Here is a 19182-nt window from a genome sequence, read left to right as displayed (position 1 = left end):
GGTGCTCTTCCGCCATGACATCTCCCGAGCCGTCGAAGTGAGGGCACCCAGGCGCGCGGCGACGTGCAGGACCGCTCCCCGGTGGTCAGTCCCACCTTACGATCACGCCAGTCACGATCCGAGGCTTGACACTACGGTCATCGCCCGAGACCGCGCAACGAGGGAGGCACTTGAGTCTCCCGTCAGGGGAGACGCCATGGTTGAGACATGGACGGCGGCACCCTCTACACGATCGGCGACCTGGCGCGGCGGACCGGGCTGACGGTCAAGGCCATCAGGTTCTACTCCGACCAGGGGATCGTGCCGCCGGTGGAACGCAGCCCGGCCGGCTACCGCCTCTACGACGCCGCCGCCGCGGCCCGCCTCGACCTCGTACGCACGCTGCGCGACCTGGGCGTGGACCTGGCCACGGTCCGGAAGGTCGTGGACCGGGAGCTCACGCTCGCGCAGGTCGCGGCGGCGCACGCCGAGGCGCTGGCGGTGCGCATCCGTACGCTGCGGTTGCGGCACGCGGTGCTGACGGCGGTGGCCCGGCGCGGGTCGGGACCCGAGGAGATGGAGCTCATGCACAGACTGGCCGCGCTGTCGGAGGACGAACGCCGCCGCCTGATCACCGACTTCCTGGACGCCGCCGTCCCGGACCCGGAACAGGACGCAGGATCGGACGCGGGATCGGACGCGGGATCGGACGCGGGATCGGGGTTCGCGGGGGCCAGGGTCTCGCTGACCCCCGAGCTGCCGGACGACGCCGAGCCGGAGCAGGTGGAGGCCTGGATGGAGCTGGCCGAGCTGGCCTGCGACCCGTCCTTCCGCACGCTGATGCGCCACCTGACCACGTCCTACACCGCCGACCGGAACACCCTCCCCGGCTCGGGCCGAGGGCTGCGGCGGGACGCCGTCTCGATGGGGATCGCGGCGGCGGAGGCGGCCATGGCGGCCGGGGTGGATCCCGGCTCACCCGATGCCGGGCCGGTCGTGGCCGAGGTCGCCGGCGAGTACGCCCGCCTGCTCGGCCACCCCGACGACGCCGTGCTCAGGCGGCGGCTCCTGACCAGGCTGGAGGCGGCGAACGACCCCCGCAGGGAGCGCTACCTCCGGCTCCTGGCCGTGATCAACGCCTGGCCGCCCCCCACCCCCTTGGGCTCGCCGCTCACCTGGCTCGTCACCGCCCTACGCGCCCACCCCGCGAGCTGACCCCGAGGGCCTCAGCCCCGGGCGGGGGCCTCGGCCGGGGCGGGGCCGGTCTCCGGGAGGCCGCGGGTGAGCAGCCGGGCGCCGATGCCGAGCAGCGCGCAGACCACCAGCGTGACCCCCATCGGCAGCCCGGTGTCCTCCCCGCCCAGCCCGACCAGCGGCGAGACCGCGGCGCCGAGCGCGAACTGCAGCGCCCCCATCACGGCCGCCGCCGTGCCCGTCGCGTACGGCGCCCGTCCCACCGTCAGCGCCGCCGCGTTCCCCATGATCAGCGTGAACGAGCTCACCAGCACGAACAGCACCGGCAACACCGCCACCGCGGGCAGCCCGGCGGCCAGCATCACCAGCAGGACGGCCGACAACCCCAGCACGGCCGCCTGCCCCGACCGCAGCAACCCCTCCGGGCTGAACCGGCGCAGCAGCCGGGCCCCGGCCAGGCCGGCCAGCGTCATGCCCAGCGCGTTGGCCGCGAACGTCACCGTGTAGGCCGGGGTGGACAGGCCCAGCACGTTCTGCACGACGAAGGGCGAGGCCGAGATGTACCCCATCAGGCCCCCGAAGCCGAACGCGAAGGAGAAGACGTACCCGACATAGCCCCGGTCGGCGAACAACCGCCGTACGGTCCGCCCGGTCTCGGCCAGGCCGCCCGCGTGCCGGCGTTCGGGCGGCAGCGACTCGGGCACGACGAGGGCCGAGCCGACCAGCATCACGGCCGAGATCCCGGCCATCACCCAGAACTCCGCCCGCCAGCCCGCGGGTGACAGCGCCCCGCCGGCGAGCGGCGCCACGACGGGCGCGATGCCGACCACGGAGGCCAGCAGCGAGAAGACCCGGGCCGCCGCCCGGCCCGTCGTCAGGTCAGCCGCCACCGCGCGGCCGATGACGATGCCCGCCGACCCGGCGAACCCGTGCACGAACCGCAGGACGACGAGCGTACGGACGTCCGGCGCGAGCGCGCACAGGACGCACGCGACCACGGCCGCCGCGGTGGCCAGCAGGATCGGCCCGCGCCGGCCGAACCGGTCGGACAGCGGCCCGATGACGAGCTGCCCCAGGGCGAGCCCGGCGAGGAAGGCGGTCAGCGTGAGCTGCACGCCGGCCGCACCCGTCCCGAGGTCGGCGGCCAGGTCGGTGAAGACCGGCAGGTACATGTCGGTGGCCAGCGGCGCCACCGCGGACAGCAGGCCGAGCACGACCAGCAGCGGCCAGGACACTCCCGCTCTGGTCATGGCGTGCGCCCAGGACGACGGGAGCGGTGGGGAGTGGCGAACTCCATGGTCAGGACTCCAAGACGGCCGCACGGCTAGAGATCTAGGATGTTCCGTGATCCGGCAGGGTCTAACCGCGTCATGGGACACCCGAGGGAGAGACGTGACCGCCGAGCCGCCCCCAGCGGGTCCCAGGTGACCGCCCGGCTGCCCGGCATCCCCCCTGAGGACCTGGACGACGCGCAGGCCGAGGTCTACCGCGCCATCACGGGCGGCCCCCGGGCGGCGGGGCCACAGGTCTTCCCGCTCACCGACGAGCTCGGACGGCTGCGCGGCCCGTTCAACGCCATGCTGCTGAGCCCGCCGGTCGGCGGCGCGCTCCAGGCGCTGGGCGCGGCGGTGCGCTACGGCTCGGCGTTGTCCGGCCGGGTCAGGGAGATGGCGATCCTGGTGGTGGCCGCCCACTGGGGCAGCGACTTCGAACGCGCCGCGCACGAGGCCGTGGGGCGCGCCTGCGGGCTGAGCGAGGCCGAGCTGACCGCGCTGCGCGAGGGCCGGCCGCCCGACCTGGCCGACCCGGCCGAACGCGCCGCCGTGCACGCCGCCCGCGAGCTGGCCGGGGCCGAGGCGCTGAGCGAGGAGGACTACCGGGCGGTCACGGCGGCGATCGGCGAGCGCGGGCTGTTCGAGCTGACCACGCTGGTCGGCTACTACGCCACGCTGGCGCTCCAGCTACGTGTCTTCGCCGGCGAGTCCACCCCGCACGCCGGGCCCCCGGACCCCACGCCCCCGGACCCCCGTCACGGCTGATCCCCGAGGCGGCGTGCCGGGGTGGCCGGTTTCGTGGCGACGGCCACCAGCGCCATCCTGGGCACCTCGGCCACGTACATCCCGTCGCGCCGGTGGACGACCGGGCGGGACGGTACGGAGGGGTCCCAGTGCCGGGGCGTCCCGTGGTCGAAGTGCCGTTCCAAGAGCCGCCAGGCCGCCTCGACGTCCTCCAAGGCGGCGAAGTGGGCGCCCACGCCGTACATGTCGCCTACGTAGCGGCACATCCGCTCCTTGGCCTCCGGCTCGCCGCCGGCCCGTACGACCAGCGGGTCGTACAGGTCGAGCACCCGTACGGCCAGGCCCGCGTCGGCGAACAGGGCGGCGAGCCCGGACCGGGTGAAGTGCCGGTAGGCGTGCCCGCCCGCCGCGTGCGGATGCACGACCCGCGCGAAGAACCCGGCCATCGGACCGTCGTCGTCGAAGTCGTGCAGCACGATTCGGCCGCCCGGCCGCGTCACCCGTACCGCCTCGGCCACCGCGCGCGGCCGGTCAGCCGGGTCGATGTGATGGGTCCCGTACGCCAGCAGCACCCCGTCCACCGACTCCGCCCGCAGGAACAGGAACTGGGCGGCCTGGCGCACCGCGGGCAACCCCTGGGCCAGGGCCCGGTCCACCATCTGGCCGGACAGGTCGCCGGTGATGATCGTCGGCTTGGAGTCCAGGCTGCCGAGCCGCCCGGCGGCCGCCCGCGCGACCGTGCCGTCGCCGCCGAGGACGTCGAGCAGCAGCGGCGGCCCGGCCGCCGGCTCGGGGGCGAGCAGGCCGAGCAGGGCCCGGATGCCGGTCCAGCGCACCAGCGCGTCCTGCTGCGCCCGCCGGTAGGAGTCGCCCCGCCCGCCGCGGTCGGAGTCGAACTCGCTGCTGGTCGCGGTGAGCACGCCGAGCGCCCGCGCCGCGCCCGGCCGTTCGAAGTCCAGCACGGCGTGCAACTGCGGATGGACGGTCGCGACCACGCGCAGGTACTCGTCCAGGGTCAGCGAAGGGAGGTAGGAGGCGCGCACCGGCCCTCGTCCTTTCTCGGTCACGTGGCGGCCGGCGTGGGCGGGAGCTGCGGCGGGTCGAGGTGGTGGCCGAGGCCGCCCACGAGCCGGGTGACGAACCCGCTGCGGGCGGCGAACAACCGGCTGCGCGGCTCCAGCCGCACCCCGAACTGCTTCTTCGTCTCGTAGGCCGCGCCGCCGAGCCGCAACGTACGCGCGCCCGAGCCGACGGCGGCCCGTACGCACGCCGTGAGCAGCGCGTGGTAGACGGCGGTGCCCTCGGTGGCGGCGTAGTCGCGCCCGATCCACCGGGCGACCAGCTCGTCGCCGTCGCGGAGCAGGGCGACGCAGCCGGCCGGCGTGCCGTTCCGGTGGGCGGCCAGCACGGTCAGGTCCGCGCCCAGGGCGCCGGCCGCCTCGGGGAACAGTCCCGGCCGGTAGAAGACGTGCGGGCCGTGGCGGCGGTCCACCGCGGCCACCATCCGGTCCAGGTCCGCGCCGGCCCCGCCCGCCAGCGGCCGGACCTCGATGCCCTCCCGCTCGGCCCGCCGCTGCGTACGCCGCAACTCGGCCCGCCGTTTGCGCGGCAGGTGGTCCAGGTACGCCTCGAACGACGGCCACGTCAGGTCCAGCAGCGTCTCCGGCAGCCAGCCCAGCCGGCAGTAGCCCGGCTGCCCGGCGGCGTACGGCAGGTGGTCGACGACGCAGAACAGCAGCCGCTCGCTCCTGACCAGGGATCGGATCGCGCGCAGCAGCACCCGCCGCTGCGGCCCCTCGCCGCCCAGCAGCCCGGACGTCGCCGTCATCGGCGCCTGCACCTGGAGGAACGGCCACCGCCTGGTCAGCCGCCCGAACCGCGACTCCAGCACCGGGTTGTGCAGCCGGTGCTCCAGCGCGCACACCGCGGCCGCCACGAGCCCGCCGTCCTTGCGGACCAGCAGGTAGCGGGGCCGGTGCTCGGCCAGGACCCGCTCGGCCAGGCCCAGCCAGCGATGCCGGACGAACGGCACGCCGTCGGCGAGCGCGTCCCACTCGCGGGCCCCCACCTCGCCGATCGAGCCGAGCACGTCAACGCTGTACATCGCCCCGCACCTCGAAGCGCAGCACGCGGGTCACGGCGGCGGCCGCCGCGTCCAGCTCCTCCGGGGTGTCCGCGTGCACGACGTACCAGCCGAGCCGGTCGGAGACGTCGCGGTAGGGACGCACCCGCTGCCCCGGGCGGGCCAGCAGGACCAGCTCGGCCACCTGCGGCAGCGCCCTGGCCGCCGCCGCGCCGGTCACCGAGACCAGCTCGCCCTCGTGCCCGGCGGTCAGCACCCGCCACAGGACCGGCCTGGGCCGGTGCGGCCGCAGCTCGATCGGCAGGCCGACCGCGGCCTGTACGGCGGCCCGTACCGGATCGACGCCGTGGCAGAGCCTGACCATGTCGTCGGTGCCGTTGCCGCCCGTGCGCAGCCCCAGCTCGATGACGTACGGCCGGCCGTCGGGGGTGACGATCAGGTCGAGGTTCAGCGGGCCGCGCCGGTAGTCCAGGCGGCTGCAGACCTTGTCCATGATCGAGCGGGTGGTGTCCAGGACGCCGGCGGGCAGCCCGGCCGGCATCCGGCGGCTCATGGTCAGCACCAGCGGCGGCGGGCTCACCTCCTGGAGGCTCGTCGCCACGAACACCACGCGCCCCTCGTCCACGACGCACTCGCAGTTGCACAGGGTCCCGCGGATCTCCTCCTCGACCATCACCAGCCCGCCGTACGAGCTGCGCCGGGCCTCCTCGACGGCGGCGGGCACGTCACCGGGGGCGGCGCACCTGCTCACCCCGCGCCCGCTCTGCGCGTCGGCGGGCTTGACGACCACGGGGAAGCGCATCCCGCGCGCCCGTGCCACCAGGTCGGCCGGGTCGTCGCCGATGATCCAGGGATAGGACGAAACGCCCAGCTCGTCGAGGATGCCGCGCAGCACCCATTTGTCCACCGACGCCCGCGCCGCCGTCTCCGACAACCGCGCCGGCAGCCCGTACGCCTCCGCCACCGCCCGCAGCGCGGGCACCGCGACGTCGCTGGAGGGCGCGACCACGCCCGCCAGGTCGGAACGCCCGGCGAGCGCGGCCGTGACCGCCGCCGGGTCGTGCGTGCTGACCTGGAGGTACTCGTCGGCGAGCGCGACGCCGGGGGCGTCCGGCGAGCGGTCGACCGCGATCGTCCGCAGGCCCATCGCGGCCGCCGCCCGGTAGGTGGACAGCGAGCCGTCCGCGGCCCCGAGCACCACCAGGGACCTCGTCCCGCTCATCGTGCCTCCCACGGCTCGCCGTGCGGCTTCTCGGTCCAGAACGGGCCGAGCGCCAGCGCGTCGGCGTCCGTCCTGAGGTAGCAGGCGACGGCCTCCTCGGGGGTGCACACGATCGGCTCGTCGTCGTCGCAGAACGCGGCGTTGGCCAGCAGCGGCACGCCGGTCAGCTCCTCGAAGCGGCTGATCAGCCCGTGGTAGAGCGGGTTGGCGGCACGGCTCACCGTCTGCACGCGGGCGCTGCCGTCCACGTGGGTGATCGCGGGCACCTCACCGCGGCGGTGGTCCAGCACGTCGAACCCGAGCAGCATGACCGGCGAGGGATGATCGCCGGTGAAGTAGTCGCCGGCCCGCTCGGCCAGGCACGACGGCGCGCACGGCCGGAACGCCTCCCGGTGCTTGACCCGCTCGTTCATCCGCGTCCTGGACGCTGGGTCGCGCGGGTCGGCCAGCAGCGACCGGTTGCCGAGGGCCCGCGGCCCGCACTCCATCCGCCCCTGGAACCAGCCCACGATCAGCCCGTCGGCGATGCGCGCGGCGGCCTGCCCCGCGACGTCGCCGGTACGCCGGTAGTCCAGGCCCGCGTCGCGCAGCGCCTTCTCCATACGTTCCTCGGGGAAGCCGGGCCCGGCGAAGACGTTGCCGCCCGCCGGGCGCGGACGTCCGAACCGGCCGACGCTCACCTCCAGCGCCGCGCCGAGCGAGGCGGCGGCCGGCTGGGCGGACAGCTCCTCGAAGCCCGACTCCGCCAGGATGCGGCCGTTCAGCATGGGGTTCAGCGCCACGTCGCCGGCGACCGCGAGCCGGGTCGCCCCGGTGCTGTCGTGCAGCCGGCGGGCCAGGTGCAGCCCGGCCCGCTCCAGCGTGCCCTGGAGGGCGTAGGCGATGTCCATGTAGTGCTGGGGGACGGGGTCGTCGGGGGTCGCGCGGGTCGCGCGGGTCGGCGGTCTCGGTGGTCTCGGTGGGCCGAACACGTCCAGGAACCTGGCCGACACCGTGTGCCCGCCGCCGTCGTCCCGCGCGAACCAGCTCAGGTCCAGCTCGTAGCCGCCGTCCGGGGTCAGGCGCAGCAGGTCGGCGAAGGGCTGCGCGTACGTGTCGCTCCCGTACGCGGCCAGGCCCATCACCTTGTCCTCGTCCAGGCCGGGGCGGAAGCCGAGGTAGGCGGTGACCGCGCCGTACAGGGTGCCGAGGGAGTGCGGGGGGCCGATCCGGGCCAGGTCCGTGATCCGGCTCCCGTCGGCGGCGGCCAGGCAGGTGCCGGTCCCGTCCATCGTCAGCACGGCGGCGGAGTCGAACGGGCCGGGGTAGAAGGCGCCCGCCGCGTACGCGCGGTGCAGGTCCACGAGATGCACCTCGTACCCGGCCTCGCAGGAGGGCGTGTCGCCCAGCGGGCCGGCGAAGGCCACGTGGTCCACCTCGTCCATGCCGATCCCGGCCTGCTCCAGGCAGTACGCGACCGCCCGGCGGGGGAGGCGGCAGTCGTGCCTGACCCGGGTGAAACGCTCCTCCTCGGCCAACGCCACGATCTCGCCGTCGCGCACCAGCGCCGCCGCAGAGTCGTGCACCCGGGAGATGCCCAGTACGTACATGTCGTCACTCCGAATTTCGCGAGATCAGCATCCGGCGCATCACATGGGCCTTGACGGGGACGGCCAGGGCGAGCGCCGCCACACCGCCGGCCGCGCCCAGCCACGGCACGACGGCGACGCCCAGCAGAACGGTGGCCACCAGTCCGGCGAACGCGCCCGCCGAGGTCACGGCGAGCACGTCGTTGTTGGTGTTCTCGACCAGGTAGGCCGCGTACATGACGGTGAGGAACAACACCAGCACGACGCCCACGAGCGCCCCGAGCACCGCCACCGGCACCCCGCCGTCTGCCCGGGGCCGGGCGAGCGGGGCGGCGCAGGCGAGGACGACGGCGACGGCGGCCCCCGCCCGTTCGGCCCGGCGCAGCAGCCGTACGGCACGGGCCCGGCCGGCCCGCCCGCCGGGGCCGCGCAGGCGGCGCGAGGTCGCGGGCTGCGCGACCCGCAGCAGGTAGATCGCGAGCTGGCAGACCGCGACGGCCGGAAGCAGCGCGAGGTAGAGCACACCGCTCTGATCCGTCCGCCCCGAGACGGCCAGCACCAGGTACACGCTGGCGAAGCAGAGCGTGTCGCACAGATCGGCGACCCCCAGCAGCCAGGTGGCCCGCACCATGGGCCGCAACAACCGCCGCCGCCCGCCCGCGCCTCCGACGCCGCCTCCGCCCGCGCCTCCGACGGCGGCGGGGGACGGCGGGGGGCGCAGCCAGTCGCGGGGGAGTGCCGCGAGGGCGGCGCAGGTGACCGCGACCGTCCCGGCCAGGACGAGCAGCAGGTGCGCCTGGGGCGGCCAGCCGATCCACAGGGTGGCGGCGGTGACGGCGAGCACCACGCCGCCGCTCGCCCCGAAGGCCGTCGCGTCCAGAGACGGCCGGCCGCGTACGCGGTGCAGGCCGGAGACCGCCATCAGCAGGCCGGTGCAGGCCGACCAGGCGCCGGCCGCGAGGTAGAGGGTCGCCGCCGACAGCGGCGCGGTCACCGCAACGGGGACGAGCACCGCCAGCAGCACCAGCACCGGCGCGGCCGCCATGACCAGCGTCAGTCTGGCCACCGCCGGGCCGATCCGGCTGACCCGGGCCAGCGTTTTCAGCGCCGCCTTCTCGGGGGCGTCCGCGACCAGGAGCAGCCACGCGCACAGGCCGAGGGCGGCGGCGTAGTGGCCGAACGCGGGCCCGTCCCAGACGGTCGCCGGCGCCGCCGCGGCCACCTGCGTGCCGGCCCTGAAGGCGCCGCGTCCCGCGAGCAGCCGTACCATCGCCGCCGGCCGGGGCACGGCCGCCCCCAGCGAGCTCACGAGAGGCCCGGACACGACGCCCGGCCGCGGCTGCGCGCGGGGGCCGGACGGGTGGTCACCGGCACCGGCCCAGGACCGGCGCGAACGGGGCCCAGGCCAAAGGGGCCCAGGTCAAAGGGGGCCGAGTCAAAGGGGCCCAGGTCAAGGGGGGCCGGGTCAGGTGGGCAAGGGGCAGGTGGGCGGAGGACAGGTGGAGGTGTGGGCCGGCGTCATGGGCATGGTTGGTCACCGCGGTCCCCCGGTAGTCGCCTGTCGGCGCGATGGCGTGCGTGCGCCGGATCAGAGCGTCCGCCCCGCCCTCCGAATACCGGCCGGACGGAACGGAAGGGACGGCGTCCGCCGTCGCGCGGCCCGGCCCGGACCCGTCGCGGGCGATGACGAGGTCAGTCTCCACAGCCGTCCTCAGGGTCGAACGGGCCGACCGGCGCCATGGGTCCCGCTGGACCGCCGGCGTGCCCGGTGACCGAACCGCCCGGAGCGCCACCCACCCCGGGTCCTCCCCGTGCCGTCCCCGTACGGCCCGATTCCGCTGACTGGTAATCGAGGAGAACCCCGGCGCGCATTACGCGTACGAGGAGACTTCTTCCGGGCGGACGGTCCTCAGGCGGCCCCGGAGCGCTGCGCGGCCTGGTAGACGGCCATGGCCTCGTTCCCGAAGAAGGGGCCGAACATGAAGTCGGGGGCGAAGTCGTACTTGAAGCTGTTGACGGAGTTCAGCCAGCCGAGGCCGGTGGAGGTGTCGAAGCCCTGGAACCACGGCCCGCCGCTCGACCCGCCGGTCATCGCGCAGCGCAGCCCCTGGTCCTGCGTCCTGACCGGGTCCTTGAACCCGCGTCCGCTGCAGAACGTCAGGTCGGACCCGTCGAACGGCGCGGCGGCCGGGTAGCCGAAGGAGAACAGCTGCCGTCCGACGGGCTGGTTGAAGGCCACGCCCTGCCCGCCGACGACGTCGGTCAGCGTACGGCCCTGCAACGGCGCGACCACGGCGGCGGCGACGTCGAAGTTGATGTCCTCGCGGGCGTTCCACTGCTGGGTGGTCAGCAGCCGCGTGGCCACCCACGTGCCGAACGGGCGGCGGCCGTCGTCGAAGCCCGGGACGAACACCCAGTTGCGGTGGGCGGCGCCGTCCGCCTTGACGCAGTGTCCCGCGGTCAGCACGACGCTCTGGTTCGCGCTGGTCACGGCGGTGCCCGAGCAGGAGGCCGTACGTCCCTGGGCGGTGGTGAAGAAGACGCGGCCGACCGTACGCGCGACGCCGCCGCCGTCGGCCCACGTCTGGCCCTTGCTGTCCTGGGCCGGTGCGGCCTGCCGGGTGGTCGCCGCCGCGCTCCCGGTCCACGAGGAGGTCGTGATCCGGCGGGTGGCCGCGACGCCGCGGGCCGCCCAGGGGGTGCCCTGCGTGGGCTCGCCGGACGTGCCGCGGCGCGGTTCGGGCGCCGACAGCGGCCTGGCCGCGCGCATGCGCTCCGGCGTCCAGTAGTCCATGACGGTCCTGCGCTCGGCCGACGAGCCGGCCCCCGACCAGCCCACGGGCCCGCGGTCCGCCGTGGTCCCGGCCTGTGCGGGGACCGGCGCGCCCGCCACGGCGAGCGCGACGACGGAGAGCAGGACGACTCTGCGGTGCATGACGTACCTCCGAAACCGGAACCGGGATGTGCCGTCAGGAGGTACGCACGCCGCCGCCTCGCGGGCTCAAGCCATGCGCAATCGGGTATGGGCGGCCGGACTACACACCCGGTTACACACTCTGGAGCATGCCTCCCCACCCGCCCTCTTCCTAGCGTGGGGGCCATGACTGGTTGGACGGAGGCGGTCCTGTTGCGGGCGGCCGCGCTTGGCCCGCGCGTGGCGGTCACCGAGGCCGCGGGCGGCGCGACGCTCACCTACGGCACGCTGGCCGTCCGCGCCCCCCTGGCCGCCCAGGGCCTGCGGCGGCGGGGCCTGCGTCCGGGCGACCCCGTGGTCGTGCTGCTGCGTGGCGGCTGCCACCTCCCCGTCGCCGGGTACGCCGTCCTGGCCGCGGGCGGCGTGGTCGTGTCCATCCCCGGCGGACCGGCCGCCGCCGGCGCGCGCATCATGATCACCGACCGGGACGACGCCGACGCGATCGCCCAGGAGTCCAACATCCGGCAGGTCTACTCCTTCACCGGCGTCCCCGGCACGGCCGGCTTCGACAGCCTGTTCGGCGCCGACGGGCCGGTCGCGCCCACCGCCCGGCTCAGCACCGCCCGCCTGGTGGCGGCCGACGACGTCGCGCTGGTCGCCGGGGCCGACCTGCGCGCGTACGACATGGTGCTCGGCGCCGGGGCGCGGCTGGTCGCGGCCCACGAGCCGGACCCCGCCGAGTGCCGCCGGATCATCGCCGGGCACGGCGTCACCCTGCTGATCGACGAACGGCTGCGGGTCGTTCCCGTCCGCGCGCACGACCGCGCGCTTGAGGCAAACCTCTGACACATCGTGAGGGCGGTGTCACACTGGGTGCGAACTCGGGGATCCAGACACATGAGGATCATGGTGACGTTGCTCAGACACAACCTGCCCGCCGAGCCCGACAGGTTCATCGGGCGGGAGCGGGACCTTGAGGAGTTGTGCGGGCTGGTCGGCGAGGTCAGGCTGCTGACGCTCAGCGGGGTCGGGGGCACGGGCAAGACCCGATGCGCGCTGCAGATCGCCGCCCGGCTGGCGCCGTCCTTCCCCGGCGGGGTGCGGCTGGCCGAGTTGTCCAGGCTGACCCGCGCCGACCTGCTGGTCCACGAGGTCACCAAGGTGCTGGGCGTGCACGAGGAGGGCGTGCGGCCGCTGCTCGACACGCTGGTCGACTTCCTGCGCGGCAAGAAGCTGCTGCTCGTGCTGGACAACTGCGAGCACCTGGTCGAGGCGTGCGCCGAGCTGGCCGAACGGCTGCTGACCTCGTGCCCGGACCTCCGGCTGCTGGTGACCAGCAGGGAGCCGCTGAAGATCCCCGGCGAGCTGGTGTGGCGGGTGCCACCGCTGGCGCTGCCCGGCCCGGCGGAGGCGGCCGAGGAGGTCGAACGGGTCGAGTCCGTGCAGCTCTTCCTCGACCGGGCGCGGGCGGCCGGGTCGGGGCTCGCGGTCACCGCGGCCAACGCCCGCGACATCGTCCGGCTCTGCCACGCGCTCGACGGCCTGCCGCTGGCGCTGGAGCTGGCCGCGGCCAGGACGGTCGCCATGTCGCCCGGCCAGATCTCCGCCCGGGTCGACGACCGGTTCCGGCTGCTGACGGCGAGCGGCCGTACGGCGCCGGCCCGGCAGCGTACCCTGCTGGCCACCTTCGAATGGAGCCACGACCTGCTCGCGCCGCGGGAGCAGGTGCTCTTCCGCCGGCTCGCGGTGTTCAGCGGGCCGTTCACCCTCGATCTGGCCGAGGCCGTCTGCGCGGGGCCGAGCCTGGCCGCCGCCCAGGTCCTCGACGTGCTGAGCGGCCTGGTCGACAAGTCGCTCGTGCTGTTCGACCAGGGCAGCTCGTGCTACCGGCTGCTGGAGTCGGCCCGCCAGTTCGCCGCCGGGAAGCTGGAGTCGGCGGGCGAGACCCGCGCTCTGCGCGACCGGCTGCTCCACGGCCTGGCCGACCTCGCCCACCGGCACGGCCGCGACGTGTGGGCCACGCCCGGCCTGACCTGGCCCGACCGCTACGCCCGGCTGCTCGCGCTCCAGGACCTCCTCGGCAACACCCGCGAGGCGCTGTCCTGGGCCGTCGAGTCCGGCCTGGCCGAGCCGGGCCTGCGGCTCGCGTGCGGCTACATGCCGCTGTGGGTCGGGTTCGGCGAGCTGACCGAGGGCCGCCGCTGGTACGAGAGCCTGCTCGCGCTCCCCGCCGCCCGTACCCTCGACGACCTGACCGCCGAGGCGCTGCTCCACCACGCCAACCTGGCCTACGAGCAGCAGGACGCCGCCGCCTGCGGCGACTCGGCCGCCCGCGCCCTCGAACTGCGCCGCGGCATCGACGACGACTTCATGCTGGCCTTCACCCTCGTGATCGCCGGCATGTACGAGGGCACCAAGGGCGACCTCGCCCTGGCCGACGAGCGCGGCGAGGAGGCCGTCGCGGTCTACACCCGGTTCGGCCACCTGTGGGGCGTCACCAGGGCCCGCCTGGAGCTGGGCCGCTTCGCCGACTTCCTCGGCGACCTCGACAGCGCCCGCCGCCACCTGGAGGAGTGCGCCGCCCTGGCCGAGGAGATGGGGGCCAAGCCCGTCCTCGCGACCGGTCTCGCGCTGCTCGGCACGGTCCTGGCCCGCCAGGGCGAGGCGGAGCCGGCCAGGGCGCGGCTGGCCCGGTGCGTGACGCTGAGCCGGTCCATGGGGCAGCACCTGCCGATCATCTCCGCCCTGGTCGCGCTGGCCGTGCTGGCCGAGGGGCAGGACGACCTCGAACCCGCCGTACGCCTCTGGGCCGCGGCCAAGGCCATGGAGGACCGGCTCGGGCTGCCCGTCTGGACGTCCGCCACCCCCGAGCCGCTGCTCGCCCGCGCCCGTGCCGAGGCCGGCGAGGGCCGGGTCCAGCTCTGGTGGACGATGGGCGGCGGCATGACGGAGGAGGAGGCCCTGCGGTACGGCCTGGAGGGCGAGCGGCCGGCCCGGGGCACGTCCAGGCCGCCCGCGGGCCCGGCGTCGGTGCTCACGCCGCGCGAGCGGGAGATCGTCGTGCTGATCAGCCGGGGCCTGTCCAACCGGGCGATCGGCGAGGAGCTGTTCATCAGCCCGGCCACCGCCGCCCGGCACGTCGCCAACATCCTGCTCAAGCTGAACTTCGGCTCGCGCACGCAGGTCGCCGCCTGGGCCGCCGAGCACGGCGTCCTGCGCTGATCGCGGGCCTTCGAGGGGTTCGGTCACAGGCCCGCCGCCATCTTCGCCGGCCGGGCCGGTGGGGGGTCGAGCACCGCCGTGAACAGGTCGCCGGCCCGTTCCTGGAAACGTTCGGCGGCCGGTTCGTCGCCGGTGTGCCGGTGGGCGCGTCCCAGGGTCAGCAGGGCCCGCGCCTCGCCCAGCTTGTAGCCGCTGCCGGCGTGGACGCGGGCCGCGCGGGCGGCGTAGGCGATGGCCGCGCCCGCGTCGCCGGCCGCCAGGGCAGCCTCCGCGCCCGCGGCCAGCGCCGCGCCCTGCACCAGCACCGCGCCCGCCTTCCTGGCCAGCGCCAGCCCCGCCAGCGTGTCGCGCATGGCGGGCGCGTGCTCGTCCAGGCGGGTACGTGCCACCGCCAGCCCCACGAGCGCGTCGGCCTGGCCCACAGTGGCGCCGATGCCGCGGGCCCGCTCCAGCGCGGCGCTCAGGTGCCCGATGGCCGCCCGCGGATCGCTCTGGCAGCGGATCCGGCCGAGGCCGAGCAGGGCGTCGAGCTCCAGTTTGGGATCGCCGACCGCCAGCGCCCGCCGTAGCGCCTCCTCGGCGCAGCCGAGCGCGTCGGCCCGTCGGCCCGCGTCCAGATGCACGTCGGCCAGCTCCCGGCACAGGTCCGCCTGGTAACGCTCGCCGATCGCGGCGCCGAGCCCGCGTGCCGCCGTCAGGCACCGTACGGCCTCGCCCAGCCGCCCGGTCAGCCGGAACACGGCCCCGAGGCTGGCCAGGGCGGCGGCCTCGGTCGCCGGCAGCCCGCGGTCACGGCAGAGCGACAGCGCCTCCCGCAGGCGTTCCTCGGCGACGCCGAGCCGGCCCATCTGGGTGAGCGCCAGGCCGAGGTCCACGAGCGGGGCGGCCACCACCGAGGAGCCGCGCCGCGAGCCGTCCACGGCCAGGGTCAGCAGCCGCCGGGCCGCGCCGAGCCTGCCCTGCTGGAGGTGGACCACGCCGAGCGCGGCCAGCGCGGCGAGCTTGCCCTCCGGCCAGCCCGCCAGCTCGGCGGCCGTGAACGCCCCCCGCAGCTCGGTGACCGCCTCGGTCAGCTCGGCCGCCCGCCAGCGCGTGGAGGCCAGGCAGTGCCCGACGGCCGCCTGCCCGAGATGGTCGCCGGCCGCGCGGGCGGCCCGGCGCGCGTCCCGCAGCACGTCCGTCCAGCCGGGCTGGCCGCCGGTCAGGTCGAGGTAGCCGTTCATCGCGTCGATGAGCCGCCAGCCGTACGGGTGGTCCGTGGCGGTCCGTACGGCGGCGACGAGGTTGGCGCGTTCGGCGTCCAGCCAGGCCAGGGCGTCGGCGGGGGCGGCGAAGGCGGGCGGGCGGGCCGGGCCGTCGGCGGGGGCGCGCAGCAGGTGCGGGTAGGCGACGTCGCCGGCCTGCCGGACCATCCGCAGGTACCAGGCCAGCAGCGCGTCGAGGGCGCTTGCCCGTCCCGGTCCGGCCTCCTCGGCCAGCACGCGTTCGCGGGCGTACTCCCGCATGAGGTCGTGGAAGGTGTAGCGGCCCGGCTCCGGCTCCTCGACCAGGTGCGCGGCGGCGAGCCCGGACAGCAGGCGCTCGGCCTCGGCCGGTACGGCCCCGGCCAGCGCGGCGGCCGCCCCGGCGGTGAACGTGGGCCCGGGGACGAGCGCGAGCAGCCGGAACAGCCGCCGCGCCGCCGGATCCAGGCGGTGATAGGACAGGTCGAACGCGCCGCGCACGGCCGCGTGCGGATCTCCGGTGACGGCCAGGGCCGATAATCGGGTGCCGGTCAGCCGGCGTACCTGACCGGAGATGTCGCCGCCGGCGTCGCCGCCGGGCCGGCCGAGGATGCCGGCGGCGGCGATGCGCAGCGCCAGCGGCAGCCGGCCGCACGCCCTGGCCAGCTCCAGCGCCGCGTCCCGCTCGGCGGCCAGCCGTTCGCCGCCGAGCAGCCCGCCGAACAGCGTGACCGCTTCTCCGGCGGACAACATGCCGAGCGGTACGGGGACCGCGCCGTCCCTGGCGACCAGGCCGTCCAGGCGGTCCCTGCTGGTGATCAGGGTGGCGCAGAGCCGGCCGCCGGGCAGCAGCGGGCGTACCTGCTCCTCGCTGCCGGCGTTGTCCAGCACCACCAGCATCCGCCGGTCGGCGAGCAGGCTGCGGTAGGCCGCGCTGGCCTCCTCCACCGTGCCGGGCACGCGCTCGGCGGGCAGGCCGAGCCCGCGCAGGAACTGCCCGAGCGCCTCGATCGGCCGCAGCGGGCGCTCCGCCGAGTGCCCGCGCAGGTCAACGTAGAGCTGGCCGTCCGGGAAACGGTGGCGGTTGCGGTGGGCCCAGTGCAGGGCCAGGGCCGTCTTGCCGGCGCCGCCCGCGCCGGTCACCACCGAGATCGCCGCCCCGCGGGCGGCCGGGTCGCCGCCGGTCACGAGCGGGTCGAGCAGCCGCAGCTCGGCGGCCCGGCCGGTGAAGTGGCCGGGGCCGGGCGGCAACTGCGCGGGGGTCACCGTTTCCCGGGAATCGGGTGTCCTGATCGGGGGAACGTTCCCGCGCAGGATGCGCTGGTGCAGTTGCCGCAGCTCGGGTCCGGGGTCCAGGCCCAGCTCCTCGGTGAGGCGGCGGCGGGTGCGCTCGTACCGCTCAAGCGCGTCCGCGCGGCGGCCGGCCCGGCACAGCGCCAGCATGAGCAGCCCGACCAGCCCTTCGCGGAAGGGGTGCTCGGCGACCAGCGCGATCAGCTCGGGCACGAGCACGGCGTCGCGGCCCGCCCGGGTCTCGGCGTCCAGGCACTCCTCGACGGCGCTCAGGCGTTCCTCGCCGAGCGCGTCCCGGAGCCGGTCCAGCAGCTCGCCGCCGGAGACGCCGGTCAGCGGCTCGCCCCGCCACAGGGCCAGGGCGCGGCGCAGCCCGGCGGCCTGCCGCTCGGCCGTCTCCCCGGCCCGCGCCCGCGCGACCGTCGCCCGAAACTCGTGCACGTCCACCTGCCCGGGGTCGAGGCCGAGCTGGTAGCCGCGCGGGCGGTAGGCGATCGTGACGCCGGCCGCGGCCAGGGCCGGGCGCAGCCGGGAGACGTACCCCTGGAGCAGGTTGGGCGCCCCGGCCGGTGGGCGTTCGCCCCACAGGCCCTCGATCAGCCGGTTCACCGACACGAGCCGGCCCGCGTCCAGCGCCAGCAGGGCCAGCGCCGCCCGCTGCCTGGGTGGCCCGAGCGGGATCTCCTGACGCCCCCGCCACGCCCGCACCGCCCCCAGGATCCCGATCCTCAGTACGTCCACCAGACCCGCTCGTTCTGTTTTGTCGGACATGTCGCTCTTCCCCTTTGCCACGTCGCAGGCCGCCGTACGGCAGACATGACAGGCAGTACAGCCGAAATCCTGACGCCATCAAGCCCCCGTGCAGCACCCTCCTGCACTCTGAACGCGATCTCGCTTGGTTCGCTCCACATTCGCTTGACACGGGCTGACAGACGCGCGGGTTCGGAGCCGGCGTCGCGGCGTCACCCGGGGAAGAGGCAGCGTTGTCCGAACCGCACCACGACGTTCTCCAGGAGTTCGCCCGGACGGCCGAACGCCATCCGGACCGTACGGCCCTGGTCCACGACGGCCGCACCCTCACCGTCGCCGAGCTGGCCGCCCTGGTGCGCGCGACGGCCCGCCGGCTCGGGCCCGATCCGGGGGCGGTGGGCGTACTGGCCTCCCGCACGCCGGAGACCGTGGCCGCGCTGCTGGGCACACTGGCGGCGGGCGGCGCGTACGTGCCCGTCGACCCGGCGCACCCGCGGGCCCGGCGGCGGGCGGTGCTCGCGGCGGCCGGCTGCCGCACGCTGATCGCGTCCGGGCCGGACCGGTGGGCGCCGGAGGGCGTGCGGGTGATCGAGCCGCCCGATCGGGGTGTCCCCGGTGACGGCCCGGCGTGGGAGCCCGCGGCCGTCGCGGGGGACGCGCCGGCGTACATCCTGTTCACCTCCGGCTCGACCGGCGCGCCCAAGCCCGTGGTGACGCCTCGGCGGGCGATCTCCGCCGTGACCGGGGCGCTGCGCGAGCTGTTCGGGATCACGCCCGCCGACCGGGTGCTCCAGTTCGCCTCGCTGAACTGGGACACCTGCCTGGAGGAGATCCTGCCCGCCCTGACCGCCGGGGCGGCGCTGGTCTTCCACGACGGCGCGCGTTCGGGCTCGTTCCGCCGGATGTTGCGCGCGGTCGCCGACGAGCGCGTCACCGTGCTGGACCTGCCCACGGCGTTCTGGCACGAGCTCGTACGCCACCTGGCCGACGAACGGGCCGCGCCGCCCCCGTGCGTCCGGCTGGTGATCATCGGCGGCGAGGCGGTGAGCCCGCCGCGCCTGGCGGACTGGCGGGCGCTCGACACCGCCGGGATCCGCCTGCTCAACACCTACGGCTGCACCGAGACCACGCTCATCACGCACGCGATCGACCTGCACGGCCCGCTGGCCGAGGGGGAGACGGGGGCGCCGATCGGCCGGCCGCTCCCGCACGTCGTGCAGCGCGTCACCGGGGAGGGCGAGCTGCTGGTCGGCGGGCCGTCCCTGGCGCTGGGCTACCGGGGGCTGCCGGAGGAGACCGCCGCGCGTTTCGTCACCCCCGAGCCGGGGGCCGGGCGGTACTTCCGCACCGGCGACCGGGTCGGTGTGCGCGAGGGCGGGGCGCTCGTCCACGAGGGACGGCTCGACCACGAGCTCAAGATCCGGGGCATCCGGGTGGACCCGGCCGAGGTCGAGGCGCACATCGCCGGCCATCCGGGGGTGGGCGCGGTGGCGGTGGCCGGAGTCACGGTCGCCGACCGCACCACGCTCGCCGCGTACGTCGTGCCCCGGCCCGAGCACGGGGAGGGGCTGGCCGCCGAGGTCCGGGAGTACCTGCGGGACCGGGTGCCGGGCCATCTCGTGCCCGGCCGGATCACCGTCGTGCCCGAGCTCGCCTACACCACCAGCGGAAAGGTCGACCGGGCCGGTTCGCACCGCCGCTACACCACCAACTGAA

The 19182-nt window shown here is 75.7% G+C and carries 13 protein-coding genes and 1 riboswitch; of the genes, 5 read left to right on the top strand and 8 right to left on the bottom strand.

The window, feature by feature from the left end; all coding sequences use genetic code 11:
* Positions 1-38: 38 nt before the first annotated feature.
* Positions 39-125: riboswitch (ZMP/ZTP riboswitch) on the bottom strand.
* Between the two features lie 82 nt (positions 126-207).
* On the top strand, positions 208-1194 hold the full coding sequence (locus DMB42_RS09710; RefSeq protein WP_125632881.1) for a MerR family transcriptional regulator: 987 nt from the start codon (positions 208-210) through the stop codon (positions 1192-1194).
* Between the two features lie 11 nt (positions 1195-1205).
* On the opposite strand, the gene DMB42_RS09705 is transcribed toward DMB42_RS09710, so the two are convergent.
* Entirely contained in the window at positions 1206-2423 is a 1218-nt protein-coding gene (locus DMB42_RS09705; protein ID WP_185844563.1) for a multidrug effflux MFS transporter, read from the bottom strand.
* Between the two features lie 174 nt (positions 2424-2597).
* Between DMB42_RS09705 and DMB42_RS09700 the strand changes: the two genes are divergently transcribed.
* Positions 2598-3212, top strand: a complete 615-nt coding sequence (locus DMB42_RS09700) for a carboxymuconolactone decarboxylase family protein (protein ID WP_125632879.1) — start codon at positions 2598-2600, stop codon at positions 3210-3212.
* Here the strand turns inward: DMB42_RS09700 and DMB42_RS09695 are convergent.
* From DMB42_RS09695 to DMB42_RS09665, 6 genes are all read right to left on the bottom strand, one after another.
* Positions 3203-4234, bottom strand: a complete 1032-nt coding sequence (locus DMB42_RS09695; RefSeq protein WP_125632877.1) for a class I SAM-dependent methyltransferase — start codon at positions 4232-4234, stop codon at positions 3203-3205. The two genes, DMB42_RS09700 and DMB42_RS09695, sit on opposite strands and share 10 nt — an antisense overlap.
* A gap of 20 nt (positions 4235-4254) precedes the next feature.
* Positions 4255-5295 (bottom strand): GNAT family N-acetyltransferase, encoded by a 1041-nt coding sequence (locus DMB42_RS09690; protein WP_125632874.1) that lies wholly within the window; start codon positions 5293-5295, stop codon positions 4255-4257.
* Positions 5282-6496, bottom strand: coding sequence for an ATP-grasp domain-containing protein (locus DMB42_RS09685; protein WP_125632872.1), 1215 nt, complete (start codon positions 6494-6496; stop codon positions 5282-5284). Before DMB42_RS09685 ends, DMB42_RS09690 begins: the two co-directional genes overlap by 14 nt.
* Positions 6493-8085, bottom strand: coding sequence for a carbamoyltransferase C-terminal domain-containing protein (locus DMB42_RS09680; RefSeq protein WP_125632870.1), 1593 nt, complete (start codon positions 8083-8085; stop codon positions 6493-6495). Before DMB42_RS09680 ends, DMB42_RS09685 begins: the two co-directional genes overlap by 4 nt.
* 4 nt (positions 8086-8089) lie before the next feature.
* On the bottom strand, positions 8090-9373 hold the full coding sequence (locus DMB42_RS09675) for a hypothetical protein (RefSeq protein ID WP_221762072.1): 1284 nt from the start codon (positions 9371-9373) through the stop codon (positions 8090-8092).
* 600 nt (positions 9374-9973) lie between these two features.
* The gene (locus tag DMB42_RS09665; protein WP_125632864.1) at positions 9974-10999 is read right to left on the bottom strand and encodes a serine protease; all 1026 of its coding nucleotides are present in this window, start codon (positions 10997-10999) and stop codon (positions 9974-9976) included.
* Between the two features lie 165 nt (positions 11000-11164).
* Here DMB42_RS09665 and DMB42_RS09660 point away from each other — a divergent pair, with 165 nt between their 5' ends.
* Positions 11165-11824: an AMP-binding protein gene (locus DMB42_RS09660; RefSeq protein WP_185844562.1), complete on the top strand. Its 660-nt coding sequence runs from the start codon at positions 11165-11167 to the stop codon at positions 11822-11824.
* A gap of 51 nt (positions 11825-11875) precedes the next feature.
* Entirely contained in the window at positions 11876-14200 is a 2325-nt protein-coding gene (locus DMB42_RS09655) for a LuxR C-terminal-related transcriptional regulator (RefSeq protein ID WP_125632860.1), read from the top strand.
* A gap of 23 nt (positions 14201-14223) precedes the next feature.
* Here DMB42_RS09655 and DMB42_RS09650 read toward each other — a convergent pair whose 3' ends face one another.
* On the bottom strand, positions 14224-17487 hold the full coding sequence (locus DMB42_RS09650) for a BTAD domain-containing putative transcriptional regulator (protein WP_125632858.1): 3264 nt from the start codon (positions 17485-17487) through the stop codon (positions 14224-14226).
* A 212-nt stretch (positions 17488-17699) separates the two neighbouring features.
* Here DMB42_RS09650 and DMB42_RS09645 point away from each other — a divergent pair, with 212 nt between their 5' ends.
* On the top strand, positions 17700-19181 hold the full coding sequence (locus tag DMB42_RS09645) for an amino acid adenylation domain-containing protein (protein WP_125632856.1): 1482 nt from the start codon (positions 17700-17702) through the stop codon (positions 19179-19181).
* Position 19182: the final 1 nt, after the last annotated feature.

The sequence above is a fragment of the Nonomuraea sp. WAC 01424 genome (assembly GCF_003947315.1).
Taxonomy (GTDB): domain Bacteria; phylum Actinomycetota; class Actinomycetes; order Streptosporangiales; family Streptosporangiaceae; genus Nonomuraea; species Nonomuraea spiralis.
The sequence above is the reverse complement of the archived record's forward strand: the minus strand, read 5'-3'. Positions and strand labels throughout refer to the sequence as shown.

What these genes read in the sequence shown, in the direction of transcription:
- DMB42_RS09710 (WP_125632881.1), top strand. Translation starts at nt 208, where the DNA reads ATGGACGGCGGCACCCTCTACACGATCGGCGACCTGGCGCGGCGGACC.
- DMB42_RS09705 (WP_185844563.1), bottom strand. Translation starts at nt 2,423, where the DNA reads ATGACCAGAGCGGGAGTGTCCTGGCCGCTGCTGGTCGTGCTCGGCCTG.
- DMB42_RS09690 (WP_125632874.1), bottom strand. Translation starts at nt 5,295, where the DNA reads ATGTACAGCGTTGACGTGCTCGGCTCGATCGGCGAGGTGGGGGCCCGC.
- DMB42_RS09685 (WP_125632872.1), bottom strand. Translation starts at nt 6,496, where the DNA reads ATGAGCGGGACGAGGTCCCTGGTGGTGCTCGGGGCCGCGGACGGCTCG.
- DMB42_RS09680 (WP_125632870.1), bottom strand. Translation starts at nt 8,085, where the DNA reads ATGTACGTACTGGGCATCTCCCGGGTGCACGACTCTGCGGCGGCGCTG.
- DMB42_RS09665 (WP_125632864.1), bottom strand. Translation starts at nt 10,999, where the DNA reads ATGCACCGCAGAGTCGTCCTGCTCTCCGTCGTCGCGCTCGCCGTGGCG.
- DMB42_RS09660 (WP_185844562.1), top strand. Translation starts at nt 11,165, where the DNA reads ATGACTGGTTGGACGGAGGCGGTCCTGTTGCGGGCGGCCGCGCTTGGC.
- DMB42_RS09655 (WP_125632860.1), top strand. Translation starts at nt 11,876, where the DNA reads ATGAGGATCATGGTGACGTTGCTCAGACACAACCTGCCCGCCGAGCCC.
- DMB42_RS09650 (WP_125632858.1), bottom strand. Translation starts at nt 17,487, where the DNA reads ATGTCCGACAAAACAGAACGAGCGGGTCTGGTGGACGTACTGAGGATC.